Source organism: Cryobacterium sp. 10I5 (genome assembly GCF_035019865.1).
Classification (GTDB): Bacteria; Actinomycetota; Actinomycetes; order Actinomycetales; family Microbacteriaceae; genus Cryobacterium; species Cryobacterium breve_A.
This window is the reverse complement of the sequence record NZ_JASJVI010000040.1, coordinates 20,847-33,718: the sequence shown is the minus strand read 5'-3', so window position 1 is coordinate 33,718 and position 12,872 is coordinate 20,847. Positions and strand designations below refer to the sequence as shown.

Sequence of the window (12,872 nt, the reverse complement as noted above, 5' to 3'; positions counted from 1 at the left end):
GTACACTTTTGGCCCTTAAACCCGAGGGTTAAGGGCCAAAAGTGTACTCTCGCGGACCACGGCTCCCGGAACCGAGACGGGGACGTCAGAGGTAGCGGGCGTAGGCGCCGACGGTGAGGAAGGTCGGGAACTCGGGCTCGAGCGCCGAGGTACGGAACACCGACAGGGCGTCGTCGAAGCGGTCGCCTGGCGTGCGAGGCAAGCCCGCGAACACCTCGGCGACCAGGCCGTCCACCCACGGTCCGTCGATGCGCACCCCCTCAGCGGTGACCGAGTTGTCGTGGATCCACTGCCACACCTGCGAGCGGGAGATCTCCGCTGTCGCGGCGTCCTCCATCAGGTTGTCGATCGCCGCGGCCCCCACGCCGCGCAGCCAGGACTCGATGTAGCGCAGCCCGATCGTGATGTTGTCGCGCACGCCGGCCGTGGTGATCTGCCCGCCGACGGATGCGACGTCGAGCAGCTCCGCTGCCGTCACGCTGACCTCGTCGCGGGTGCGTTCGAGCTGGTTCGGCCGCGCACCGAGCACGGCGTCGAACTCGGCCTGGGCGGTCGGGATCAGGTCGGGGTGGGCGACCCAGGTGCCGTCGAAACCGTCGCCGGCCTCGCGCTTCTTGTCCGCCGCTACCTGTTCGAGGGCCCGCGCGGTGACCTCGGGGTCGCGCCGGTTCGGGATGAACGCGCTCATGCCGCCGATGGCATACGCGCCGCGGCCGTGGCAGGTCGAGACGAGCAGCTCGGTGTACGCCCGCATGAACGGCACGGTCATGGTGATCTGCTTGCGGTCGGGGAAGACGAACCGGCGCCCGCGGGCACGGAAGGTCTTGATGATGCTGAAGATGTAGTCCCAGCGGCCGGCGTTGAGGCCCGCGCAGTGGTCGCGGAGCTCGTAGAGGATCTCCTCCATCTCGAAGGCGGCCTGGATCGTCTCGATCAGCACGGTCGCGCGGATCGTGCCGTACGGGATGCCGAGGGCGTCTTCGGAGTGGCTGAAGATGTCGTCCCAGAGCCGGGCCTCGAGGTGGCTCTCGAGCTTCGGCAGGTAGAAGTACGGTCCGCTGCCGCCCTCGATGAGGCGCTGGGCGTTGTGGAAGAAGTAGAGGCCGAAGTCGACGAGACTGCCTGAGGCGCTCATCGTGCGGTTCGCGCGGTCGACGAAGCTGATGTTCTTCTCGACGAGGTGCCAGCCGCGTGGGCGCATCACGATCGTCGGGGTCGCACCCGTCGCGTCGCCCGTGACGGTGTACTCCTTGCCCTCCGGGCTCGTGAAGTCGAGCTGCCCGCGGACGGTGTCGAACAGGGTGATCTGGCCTTCGATGACGTTGGCCCAGGTCGGGCTCGTGGCGTCTTCCTGGTCGGCGAGCCAGACCCTGGCACCCGAGTTGAGCGCGTTGATGGCCATCTTGCGGTCGGTCGGGCCGGTGATCTCCACGCGGCGGTCCTCGAGGCCGGGGCCGGCGCCGGCGACGCGCCAGCTCGGGTCGCGGCGGATGTGCGCCGTCTCGGTGAGGAAGCCGGGGTCGCGCCCGTTGGCGGCGTCCACGCGCTTCCGCAGCCGGGTCGCGAGCAGATCGTGCCGGGTGCCCGCGAACCGGTCGTGCAGCTCGGAGACGAAGTCGAGCGCTACGGGGGTGAGGATCTCGTCGTAGCGGGCGCCGAGGTCGCCGGTGACCTCGAGGTGCGGCTGCGTCATGGCGAAGCTGCCGGTGTTCGTGGTCGGGGCGACCGTGTCGGTCGTCGCCAGGGGGGAATTCATGGTGTGTCTCCTTCTGGAGGGTGAGGTCGCGGTGGGTCTGGGTGGTGAGCGGATGCGGCCGCCGGGTGGCCGCATCCGCTCGGGGGTGAGACGGGTCAGAACACTGAGCGGTTGAGAAACGCTGAGCGGGTTAGAACTGCTCGGCCTCGGTGGAGCCGACGAGGGCGAGGGTGGCGCTGTTCGGGTTGAGCGCGGTAGCGATCTTGTCGAAGTAGCCGGTGCCGACCTCCCGCTGGTGGCGGGTCGCGGTGTAGCCGTCGGCCTCTGAGGCGAATTCGGCCTCCTGGAGTTCGACGTATGCGCTCATCTGGCGTTCGGAGTAGTCCTTGGCGAGGGTGAACATCGAGTGGTTGAGGGCGTGGAAGCCTGCGAGGGTGATGAACTGGAAGGCGTACCCGGCCTTCGCGAGCTCACGCTGGAACGCCTCGATCTGGGCGTCGTTGAGGTGCGACTTCCAGTTGAACGACGGCGAGCAGTTGTAGGCGAGCTTCTTGCCCGGGAACTGCGCGTGGATTTCGGCGGCGAAGCGCTGCGCGAGCTCGAGGTCGGGTTCGGAGCTTTCCACCCAGAGCAGGTCGGCGTACGGTGCGTACGCGAGGCCACGGGCGATGACGACGTCGATGCCGTTCTGGGTGTCGTAGAAGCCCTCTGCGGTGCGCCCGCCGGTGAGGAACTCCTGGTCGCGCTCGTCGATGTCGCTCGTGATGAGGGTCGCGGCGAGGGAGTCGGTGCGCGCGATGATGATCGTGGGCACGCCCGCGACATCCGCCGCGAGACGGGCGGCGTTCAGGGTGCGGATGTGCTGGCCGGTGGGGACGAGGACCTTTCCGCCCATGTGGCCGCACTTCTTCTCGCTCGCGAGCTGGTCTTCCCAGTGCACGCCGGCCGCTCCGGCCTCGATCATCGACTGCATGAGCTCGTAGGCGTTGAGCGGGCCGCCGAAACCGGCCTCGGCGTCGGCGACGATCGGTGCGAGCCAGTCGATGCCGGTGCCGGCTCCGCCGTTTGCGGCTGCCTCGCTCGACTCGATCTGGTCGGCGCGGAGCAGCGCGTTGTTGATGCGGCGCACGACCGAGGGGACGGAGTTCGCGGGGTAGAGCGACTGGTCGGGGTAGGTCTGGCCGGAGAGGTTGGCGTCGGCCGCGACCTGCCAGCCGGAGAGGTAGATCGCCTTGAGGCCGGCGCGCACCTGCTGCACGGCCTGGTTGCCGGTGAGGGCGCCGAGGGCGCGCACCCACTCGGGGTTCTCCGCCGTGCCGTTCTGGTGAATGAGGTTCCAGAGGTTCTCGGCGCCGCGGCGGGCGAGGGTGCGGTCCTCGCGGACCGAGCCGCGGAGGCTGATGACGTCCTCGGCGGTGTAGTCGCGGCGGATACCGTTCCAGCGTGCGTCGGCCGCCCACTCGAGGGCGAGTTCGGCGGCGGTCTGGGTCTGGTCGCCGGGGCGGGCTGCGTTCTCGGTCATGCTGTCTCCTTGGGTTTGCGTCATTGCTTGCCTGTGACACCTACTCTGCGGTGGTTGGGCGGCCCGAACCCCTGCCGAGATCACAGAAGAAATGAAGTTCTTCTGCTTGCGTGAAGTTCTGCACCGTGTGAGCATGGTGCGATGATCACCGCCGATCCCTCCCTGCGCACCGCCCTGTCCCAGCCGGAACCCGACGAGCACGGGATCGACGCCCTGACTCTCGGCCGGCGTATCCGTGAACTGCGCGGCTCCCGCCGGATGACCCTCGACACCCTCGCCGCCGCGGTCGGGCGGGCGCCGTCGCAGGTGTCGATGATCGAGAACGGCAAACGGGAGCCGCGCCTGTCGATGCTGCGCTCGATCGCGACCGCGCTCGGCACGACCGTCGACGAGCTGCTCAAGACCGAGGCACCGTCGGAGCGGGCCGCCCTCGAGATCGCCGTGGAACGCGCCCAGCGGGGGCCGGTATTCACGGCCCTCGGGCTGCCGCACATCCGAATCGGCCGGTCAACGAGCGATGAGGCGCTGCAGACGATCCTCACCCTGCACCACGAGATCGAGCGCCTGCACCGGGAACGGGCGGCGACACCCGAGGAGGCACGGCGGGCGAATGCCGAGCTGCGCGGCATCATGCGCGCGCGGGACAACTACTTCCCCGAGCTCGAGGCCCAGGCGCTCGGGCTGCTGCGCGCGGTCGGCCATACCGGCGGACCGGTGCCGCAGCGGGTCGTCGCCGACATGGCCGCGCACCTCGGCTATTCGCTGCATTACGTCGCGGACCTGCCGCACTCGACGCGCTCGGTCACCGACAAGCGCAACGGCCGGATCTACCTCCCGATCGAGCAGACGGCCTCCCGGGACACCCGCTCGCCGATCCTGCAGGCCTTCGCGAGCGCGCTCTGCGGGCACGAGGAGCCGACAAGTTATGCGGAATTTCTGCGGCAGCGGGTCGAGACCAACTACCTGACGGCGGCGATCCTGCTGCCGGAGGACGATACCGTGAAGCTTCTGGCCGAGGCGAAGGCGCAGCGCAGCATCTCGATGGAGGACCTGCGGGACGCCTTCGCGGTCTCCTACGAGACGGCCGCGCACCGGTTCACGAACCTCGCAACGGCCCGGCTCGGCATCCCGGTGCACTTCATGAAGGTGCACGAGTCCGGCACGATCATCAAGGCCTACGAGAACGACTCTGTCCGGTTCCCGAGCGACGCCCTCGGCGCCGTCGAGGGTACGACGGTCTGCCGCAGCTGGACGGCCCGGACGGTCTTCGACGTCGCCGACCGGTTCAGCCCCTGGTACCAGTACACCGACACCCCGTCCGGCACCTTCTGGTGCACCTCCCGCATCGCGAAGGCGAAGGAGGGCGAGTACTCGGTGAGCGTGGGCGTGCCGTTCTCGGAGACGAAGTGGTTCCTCGGCCGCGAAACGAACAACCGGGCCGTCTCACGGTGCCCGGACGAGAGCTGCTGTCGCAGCGCCCCCGGCGAGCTCGCCGAGCGCTGGGCGGGCCAGGCCTGGCCGGCCGCGCGCACCCCGACGAGCCTGCTCGCCGCGCTGCCGACCGGCACGTTCCCCGGCGTCGACCAGACCGAGGTCTACCAGTTCCTGGAATCCCACTCCCCCACCGCCTGAGCGGCTGCCGTCCTTCCAGCGGATGCCCATCGTCATAACTCCTGCACACTTCCGGCTCGGCCCGGAATGTGCAGGAGCTATGTCAGAGGGCCTCGCGGGTGATCTCGACCTTGACGAAGAGCTGGGAGCCCGCGGAACCGGCGTAGACGCCGCGGAGCGGCGGCACGTCGTTGTAATCGCGGCCACGGCCGACGGAAACGTGCCGGTCACCGATCTCGATCAGGTTCGTCGGGTCGAATCCGCGCCACTCTCCGCAGAACCATTCGACCCAGGCGTGGGATTCACCGGTCACCGTCTCGCCGACCTCGGCGTTCGGCCTCGGGTGCAGGTAGCCGGAGACGTACCGGGCCGGGATCCCGACCGAGCGCAGGGCGCCGAGGGCGATGTGCGTGATGTCCTGGCAGACACCGCGCCGGTCGTTCCAGGCCTCCTCCGCCGTCGAGTGCACTCCGGTGACACCCTGGACGTACTGCATCTGGTCGCCGATCGCGGCACAGATCTCGTAGGCGGCCGAGCAGGAGCTCGTGTGGCGCGCGGCGATTTCGGCGGCGAGCGCCTCGACATCCATCGGCGGTTTCGTCAGGCGGGTCTGCCGGGAGTGCTCGAAGAGCGTGGAGGTGCGCAGGGCATCCGCGGCGAGGTCGACCCAGGTGTGTTCGTGGGTCTCGTGCTCACGCGGTCGCACCTCGACGAGGCTGTTGGCGGTGAGCATCAGTTCGGAGTGCGGGGTGAGCACTTCGAACGAGGAGACCCGGGTACCCCAGTAGTCGGCGTAGTAGTGGTTGCCCGCCGCCGGGCTGATCTCGAGGTTCGAGAACAGCACGAACTGGTCAACGGAACTGACCGGCAGCATCCGCGCTTCGTTGTAGGAGGCGGCGACCTCGCCCTTGTAGCGGTACCCGGTCGTGTGCCGGATCCGGAGGCGGTTCACGAGGCTTCCCCTGTCCAGGTCGGAACGTTCCCCTTCGGGAAGTACCGGTTTCCGATGGCTTCGGAGGCGGTGCTCGTCGCGTCCTGGACGCGCATCATCTGCAGCGGCAGGTCATTCAGGATGTCCATGATCGGTCGGTACTCCAGTTGGCTGCGGATTTGGCCGAGCACCCTCTGGGCCTGGCCGGTGACACCGGCCCGGTCCGTGCGCGGCTCGAGGTCGCGCAGGCACTGTTCGGCGCGCGAAACCGAGAACACGATCGACCGGGGGAACAACCGGTCCATCAGCAGGTATTCGGCGGCGTTCCGGGCGGACGGCACCCCGCGGTAGGTGCGCAGGTAGGACTCGTACGCGCCGCACGAACGCAGGATCGTCGTCCACGACGGCCCGCTCGCCTCGGTCAGCGACCGGGTGGCGAGGAGGCGTGCCGTCATATCGGCCTGCTCGAGGCTGCGCCCGAGAGTGAAGAAATGCCAGGCGTCGTCCCTGCTCGCGCCGGCCTCGACGATCCCGACGGCGAGGGCGGCACGTTCCCGCACCCACGCGAAGTAGTCGTGGGTCTTCTCGCTCGCGACCTTGCGCGGCATCCGCGCGCTCGTCGTGTTGAGGCACTCCCAGAGCTCGGTCGGCACGATCTCCCGCGCACGACGGGCGTTCTCGCGTGCCGAGGTGATCGAGTACGCGATCGAAGCCGGGTGCGTGCGGTCCATGGCGAGGGTCGCGAGCACGTCCTTGCGGGTGAGCTCGCCCTCGGCAGGCACGGGGCTGCCCATCAGCTGCAGGAGCGACCGGCAAGCGAGGTTCTCCTCGATCCACGGGTCCTCGAGCAGAAGCTGGAGGTGCACGTCGAGGATGCGGGCGGTGCCGTCGCTGCGCTCGATGTACCGTCCGATCCAGAACAGGCTTTCTGCAATGCGACTCAACATTCCCGGTCCTCCTGCGCCGATGACTTCGATGCCGCCGGCGCCGCTGCGGACACCGGTTGCTTCCCCTGCTGTTGTTGCTCCTGCTGGTCGCTGTTGCCCAGCGGTTTGTCCTGGGGCGAGTGGTCGACGGGGTGCGTGCCCGCGGCCGTCGCCTGGGTGTTCGCAGCCTGGTCGGCCACAAGACCCTGGATGTTGCGGGCGGAGGACTCGTGGTAGAAGTCGGGTTCGAGCCCGATCACCCAGGTGTCCTTGGACCCGCCGCCCTGGCTCGAGTTGACGACGAGCTCGCCCTCGGGCAGGGCGACGCGGGTCAGGCCGCCCGGCAGCACCCAGACATCCGTGCCGTCGTTCACGGCGAAGGGGCGCAGGTCGGCGTGGCGCGGCCTCATTCCGTCCTCGACCAGGGTCGGGATGGTCGAGAGCTGCACGACGGGCTGCGCGATCCAGCCGCGCGGGTCACGCAGCAGCTGCTTCCGCAGCGTCGCGAGCTCCGCCTTCGACGCAGCGGGCCCCACGACGAGGCCCTTGCCCCCTGAACCGTCGACGGGCTTGACCACGAGCTCGTCGAGCCGGTCGAGCACCTCTTCGAGCGCGAGGGGATCCTCGAGCCGCCAGGTGTCGACGTTCGGGATGATCGCGTCTTCGCCGAGGTAGTAGCGGATGAGATCGGGCAGGTAGGTGTAGACGAGCTTGTCGTCCGCGACCCCGTTCCCGACCGCGTTCGCGATCGTGACGTTCCCGAGCCGGGCCGCCATCAGCATGCCGGGCGACCCGAGCTGGGAGTCCGCACGGAACTGGAGCGGGTCGAGGAACTCGTCGTCGACCCGGCGATAGATCACGTCGACCCGGGTGGGGCCCGCGGTCGTACGCATCCAGACGCGCCCGCCCGAGCAGAACAGGTCGCGGCCCTCGACGAGCTCGACGCCCATCAGCCGGGCGAGCAGGGTGTGTTCGAAGTAGGCGGAGTTGAAGACGCCCGGGGTGAGCACGACGACGTTGGGGTCGTCGACCCCGGCGGGGGCGGATGCCCGCAGCGCCTGGAGAAGCTTGTTCGGGTAATCGCCGACGGGGCGCACCCGCATCGAGACGAAGAGTTCCGGGAGGGTCTGCGCCATCACGCGCCGGTTGGAGATGACATAGCTCACGCCGCTCGGCACCCGGACATTGTCCTCGAGCACCCGCCAGGCACCCTTTTCGTCGCGGATCAGGTCGATGCCGGAAACCTGGATGCGCACGTTGTTGGCCGAGACGATGCCGGCGGCCTGCCGGTGGAAGTGGTTCGACGAACTGATCAGGCTCGCCGGGATGACGCCGTCGTGCACGGCGGCCTGGGGGCCATAGATATCGGCGAGGAACGCCTCGAGAGCGAGAACGCGCTGCTTGATCCCGGCCTCGACGGTGACCCATTCCGGCTGCTCGATCACCCGCGGCACGGCGTCGAGCGGGAACGGCCGCTCTTCCCCGGCGAAGTCGAAGGTGACTCCCTGGGCGAGGTAGGAGCTCGCGAGCGCCGCGGTGCGGCCGCGCAACTCCTCCTGGGTCATTTTGGCCAGGGCGCCGTAAACGTCCTTGTACGCCGCGCGCGTTTCCGTCGGAGTGAGCGAGGACGGATCCGGGAACATCTCGTCCCAGGCGCTCCCTGACCCCGTCCGTTTCCGACTCTTCGTAGTGGCACCGTAGCCGGTGAACAGGTCAACCATGGTCGGAGCGTAGTCGCCTCATGTTGCGGGATTGTTTCGCCACACCGTCCGCGCGACATGTATGCAAAGTGACAAAATTGTGGGCTGAGAATTCGACATTCCTGGCGATTTGGCGGAGGATGTGGTCAAGATTGCATACAGCACTTGGAGACGCAATGATCAGCCCGGCCGTGACCCCCTTCCCCGATCCCGACCTGGCCGTCACGGCACCGGGAACTGCGAAACAGGCCACCGTCGCAGATCATCCCGACGAGGACCCCGTGCCTTCCCACGCCTTCCGGGCGAGCTCCGTGCTCGACGTGCGCGGCCTCGGCGTCTCGTCGACCATCACGACCCTGAGCCCGGTGGATGCGATCACCCTGTCGGTCTCCCATGGCGAGTCGCTCGGCCTCGTCGGGACCGTGGCGGCCGGCGCGATCTCGGTGGCGCTCGCTATCGCGGGGCAGCTCCCGGAGGGCGCCAGGATCGCGGCGGGTTCGATCCTCGTTGAGGGCGTCGAGCTGGTCGGCCTCGGGCGCCGTCCGGCGGCACGCCTGCTCAGTACAGCGATCGGCTACCTTCCCGCCAACCCGCTCAACAGCTTCGACCTCACCCGCTCGGTCAGGAACCAGCTCGCCGGCGCACTCCGGAAACGCATCGGCGTCACCCCGGACGTCGCGAGGCGGCACATCGTCGACCTGCTCGACCTGGTCGGTGTCGTCGATCCGGCCGCCCGGGCCCGGCAATACCCGCAGGACCTCGACCCCATCGTGCTCCACCGGGTGGTCCTGGCCGCCGTCCTCTCCGGCGACCCCGCCCTCGTCATCGCCGTCTCCCCCGGTGCGGGACTCGAGGAGGATGCCCGGGCGGCGCACGCCACCTTGCTGCGTGATGTCTGGCACGCGAAGGAGTTCGCACTCCTCGTCGCGTCGACCGATTTCGAGATCGTCGCCGAGACCTGTGACCGGGTCGCGGTGCTCGAGGCCGGCCGGATCGCCCTGCAGGGGTCCGTGACCGAGATCCGGGACGCGCGTTACGGCGTGAAGTCGGCCAGGTCGGCCAGGTCGGCCGCGTCGATCGCCTCCGCGTCGAGCGGATTGGCGTCAGCGGGCTGATCGGCTCCCGGCCTGACGACGGACTCGTCACCCTGGTCCCAGCTCTGCACCGAATTGCGTGCGGCCAGGATGTGCGAACGCATGGACGTCGAGGCCCAGAGCGCGTCGTGCGAGCGGAGGGCGGCCAGGATGTCGCGGTGATGGTGATTGCTCACCGCGCGGAACGATCCGCTGTCGCGCCGGAAGGCCTTCGCCATCAGCGGCACCCGGCCGACGGACACGGTCAGGCGGGTGAGCTGGGCGTTCGCGGCGGCGGTCACGATGATGCGGTGGAACTCGGCGTTGAGTTCGCCGAGACGGGAGATCCCGGCATCGTCCTTCGCGAGCACGACGTCGTCCATCAGGGCGATCAGTTCGGCGAGACGGTCGAGGTCGCCATCGGAGATCCGAACAGCGGCGAGGCCCGCCGCGCGGCTCTCGAGCATGGCCCGCAAGTAGTAGGTCTCGCGCATCTGCTCGGTTGTCCAGGCGATGACCGTCGCGCCCTTGTTCGGCACGAATTCGACGAGGCCGGTCTCGTCGAGTCTCCGCAACGCTTCGCGGATCGGGGTGCGGCTGACGCCGAGTTCCTCGGCAAGCGCTTGCTCCCGCAGGGTGGCATTGCCCGGGATCTCACCGGAGAGGATACGGCCGCGCAGGTATGCGAATGCGGCCTGTCCGCCTGTTACCGACACTATTTCCACCCGATGTCCTCGTCGCCACGTGCGCGTCTTTCAACTATGACACACGGCGTTCCGGCGAAGACGGCACGGAAGGCTCGGGTGGGCGCGCCTGCCGCGAAGTGGGGGTACGGCCGGACCCGACCTGCGGTTGCCCTGGCGGTGTCAGAACGCCGACAGCCCGGTGAGGGCGCGACCGATCACGAGCTGGTGGATCTCGTCCGTGCCCTCGTAGGTGCGGACGGACTCGAGGTTGGCGAGGTGCCGCATGACCGGAAACTCGTTCGTCACGCCGTCGCCACCGAGGACCGACCGGGCGAGGCCGGCGATCCGGATGGCCTCGCGCACGCTGTTGAGCTTGCCGACGCTGATCTGCGCCGGCGTGAGGGTGCCGCGTTCCTTCAGCCGCCCGAGGTGCAGGGCGAGGAGGACACCCTTTTCGTACTCGACGAGCATGTCGGCGAGTTTGGCCTGGGTGAGCTGCATCGCCCCGATCGGGCGGCCGAACACCTCGCGACTGCGTGACCGGGCGATCGCAGCGTCGAGGCAGCTCCTGGCGGCGCCCATGGCGCCCCAGACGATGCCGAATCTGGCCTCGTTGAGGCAGCCGAACGGGCCGGAGAGCCCCGTGGCGCCGGGCAGCACGGCGTCGGCGGGCAGGCGCACCCCGTCGAGTGTGACGTCGCACTGGATGGACGCGCGCATCGAGAGTTTGCCGGCGATCGGTGTGGCCGTGAACCCGGCGGTCTCGGTGGGAACGAGGAATCCGCGCACCCCGGCATCCGTCTGCGCCCACACCACCGCCACGTCAGCGACGCTCGCGAGGCCGATCCAGCGTTTGGTGCCCGTGAGCACCCAGTCGTCGCCGTCGCGGCGGGCGAACGTGCGCATCGCGGCGGGGTCGCTGCCGCCGGTCGGTTCGGTGAGGGCGAAGCAGCCGATGAGCGCGCCCGCGGCCATGCCGGGCAGCCAGCGCTGCTTCTGGTCTTCCGACCCGTAGGTGTGGATCGCCGACATGGCGAGCGAGCCCTGCACCGAGACGAGGGTGCGCCAGCCGCTGTCGGCGGCCTCGAGTTCGAGGCAGACGAGGCCGTAGCTCACTGCATTCGCGCCTGCGCAGCCGTAGCCCTCGAGGTGCATGCCGAGGAAACCGGCCGCGCCGAGCTCGGCGACGAGTTCGGCGCGGAAGAACCGGTCCTCGAAGTCCTGCTCGATCGTGGGCAGGATGCGGTTGGTCGCGAACGCGCGGGCCTTGCGCGACCAGACGACCTCCTCTGCGGCGAGGAGCTCGTCGAGATCGAAGACCGAGTCGACGAGAGGACTGGCGACGAGCGGGGTGGGACGGCCTGATGCGGTCACGAGAGGTCCTGTTCGGTTCGGCGGAGCGCGGTGGGGGGTGTGGGAGTGGGCCTGAATGCGGGTGCGAGGGCGGATGCCGGTGCGGGAGCCGCAGCGGCCGCGCCGGGGCCGCTGCGACCGTCCGGCTCGAGCCAGTCGGCCCCGGCATGTTCGCCGAGCCGGGGCGGGGGCAGCCGATAGTCGGCCGGACGCGTGCCGAGGTGGATCGGATTGGCGACCTGGCGACTGATGCGCCGGGGGTCCTCGCCGGAGACGAGCTCGACGACGGGCGCGCCTCCGAGCCCCTCTGCGAAGGCGAAGGCCTCGCTGATCGAGTTGACGAGTCCGGCGGGCACCCCGGCGTCCGTGAGCGTGTCGACCCAGTGCGCCGCCGGATGGCCGCCGAGCAGTGCCTCAAGCGCGGGCCGGAGCTCGGAGCGGTGGCGCACCCGGTCGGCGTTGCCCAGATAGCGCGGGTCGGTCGCGAGGCCGGGCGCGCCGAGGAGGCGCACGAGGGTGCGGAACTGGGAGTCTGTGCCGACGGCGATGACAAGGTCGCGGTCGGACGCCGCGAAGAGCTCGTACGGGGCGATGCTCGGGTGGGCGTTGCCGAGGCGGGCCGGAGAGTGCCCGGTGGCGAGGGTACCGGCGGCCTGGTTCGTGAGTGCCGAGAGCAGGGTCGACAGGAGGTCGACCTCGACGCGCCCTCCGGTTGATTCGTCCCGGTCCTCGGTGGCGGCGCCGCGGGAGTCGCGTTCGCGGAGAGCGAGCAGGATGCCGCTGAGCGCGTTGAGGCCGGCGAGCACGTCCACGAGGGCGACGCCGACCTTGCTCGGCTCCCCCTCCGCCGGACCGGTCACGCTCATCAGGCCGCCGACGGCCTGCACGAGGAGGTCGTATCCGGGCAGCCGCGCGCCGGCTCCCGCGCCGAAACCCGTGATCGAGCAGTAGACGACGCCGGGGTTCGCGGCGCGCACGGCCTCGTAGCCGAGTCCGAACCGTTCCATCACGCCGGGCCGGAAATTCTCCACCACGACATCCGCCGTGGTCGCGAGGCGCCAGGCTGCCGCGCATCCCTCGTCGGTGCCGAGGTCGCAGACGACCGAGCGCTTGTTGCGGTTGACCGCACCGAAGTAGGTGGACGAGCCCTGGGCATCCGTGGGCGGCAGCCACTGCCGGGTGTCGTCCCCTGCCGGACTCTCGATCTTGATCACGTCGGCGCCGAAGTCGGCGAGCATCATCGTTGCATACGGCCCGGCGAGCACCCGCGAGAAGTCGGCGACCCTCAGCCGGGGTGCACGGGCGGACGGTTCGTGCGGCATCAACTCACCTCGGTCCCCATCGACGAGTCCGGCCGGCCACACCGACGGGACT

General features: G+C 69.4%; 10 protein-coding genes. 2 read left to right on the top strand and 8 right to left on the bottom strand.

What is annotated here, in order from left to right; translation table 11 throughout:
• Positions 1–85 precede the first annotated feature (85 nt).
• Together aceB and aceA are read right to left on the bottom strand one after the other, a co-directional pair.
• Positions 86–1,693 carry a malate synthase A gene (aceB, locus tag QN350_RS11440; RefSeq protein WP_322140347.1) on the bottom strand — a complete coding sequence of 536 codons (1,608 nt, stop codon included), beginning with the start codon at positions 1,691–1,693 and terminating at the stop codon, positions 86–88.
• 193 nt (positions 1,694–1,886) lie between these two features.
• Positions 1,887–3,218 (bottom strand): isocitrate lyase, encoded by a 1,332-nt coding sequence (aceA, locus tag QN350_RS11435; protein ID WP_281536001.1) that lies wholly within the window; start codon positions 3,216–3,218, stop codon positions 1,887–1,889.
• Between the two features lie 141 nt (positions 3,219–3,359).
• Between aceA and QN350_RS11430 the strand changes: the two genes are divergently transcribed.
• The gene (locus QN350_RS11430) at positions 3,360–4,850 is read left to right on the top strand and encodes a helix-turn-helix domain-containing protein (protein WP_322138118.1); all 1,491 of its coding nucleotides are present in this window, start codon (positions 3,360–3,362) and stop codon (positions 4,848–4,850) included.
• Positions 4,851–4,932: 82 nt separating this feature from the next.
• On the opposite strand, the gene QN350_RS11425 is transcribed toward QN350_RS11430, so the two are convergent.
• The 3 genes from QN350_RS11425 to QN350_RS11415 are packed head-to-tail and all read right to left on the bottom strand — an operon-like array spanning position 4,933 to position 8,407.
• The gene (locus QN350_RS11425) at positions 4,933–5,781 is read right to left on the bottom strand and encodes a transglutaminase family protein (protein WP_281536002.1); all 849 of its coding nucleotides are present in this window, start codon (positions 5,779–5,781) and stop codon (positions 4,933–4,935) included.
• Positions 5,778–6,707, bottom strand: a complete 930-nt coding sequence (locus QN350_RS11420) for an alpha-E domain-containing protein (protein WP_281536003.1) — start codon at positions 6,705–6,707, stop codon at positions 5,778–5,780. The genes QN350_RS11425 and QN350_RS11420 overlap by 4 nt, the downstream gene beginning before the upstream one ends.
• Positions 6,701–8,407 (bottom strand): circularly permuted type 2 ATP-grasp protein, encoded by a 1,707-nt coding sequence (locus QN350_RS11415; protein ID WP_322138119.1) that lies wholly within the window; start codon positions 8,405–8,407, stop codon positions 6,701–6,703. Before QN350_RS11415 ends, QN350_RS11420 begins: the two co-directional genes overlap by 7 nt.
• 155 nt (positions 8,408–8,562) lie before the next feature.
• Here QN350_RS11415 and QN350_RS11410 point away from each other — a divergent pair, with 155 nt between their 5' ends.
• Complete coding sequence (locus QN350_RS11410; protein ID WP_322138120.1) at positions 8,563–9,501, top strand: ATP-binding cassette domain-containing protein; 939 nt, start codon at positions 8,563–8,565, stop codon at positions 9,499–9,501.
• Here the strand turns inward: QN350_RS11410 and QN350_RS11405 are convergent.
• From QN350_RS11405 to QN350_RS11395, 3 genes are all read right to left on the bottom strand, one after another.
• Positions 9,420–10,175 (bottom strand): GntR family transcriptional regulator, encoded by a 756-nt coding sequence (locus QN350_RS11405; protein ID WP_322138121.1) that lies wholly within the window; start codon positions 10,173–10,175, stop codon positions 9,420–9,422. The genes QN350_RS11410 and QN350_RS11405 overlap by 82 nt on opposite strands.
• A 150-nt stretch (positions 10,176–10,325) precedes the next feature.
• Complete coding sequence (locus QN350_RS11400) at positions 10,326–11,519, bottom strand: acyl-CoA dehydrogenase family protein (RefSeq protein ID WP_322138122.1); 1,194 nt, start codon at positions 11,517–11,519, stop codon at positions 10,326–10,328.
• Positions 11,516–12,820: a CoA transferase gene (locus QN350_RS11395; protein ID WP_322138123.1), complete on the bottom strand. Its 1,305-nt coding sequence runs from the start codon at positions 12,818–12,820 to the stop codon at positions 11,516–11,518. Before QN350_RS11395 ends, QN350_RS11400 begins: the two co-directional genes overlap by 4 nt.
• Positions 12,821–12,872 lie beyond the last annotated feature (52 nt).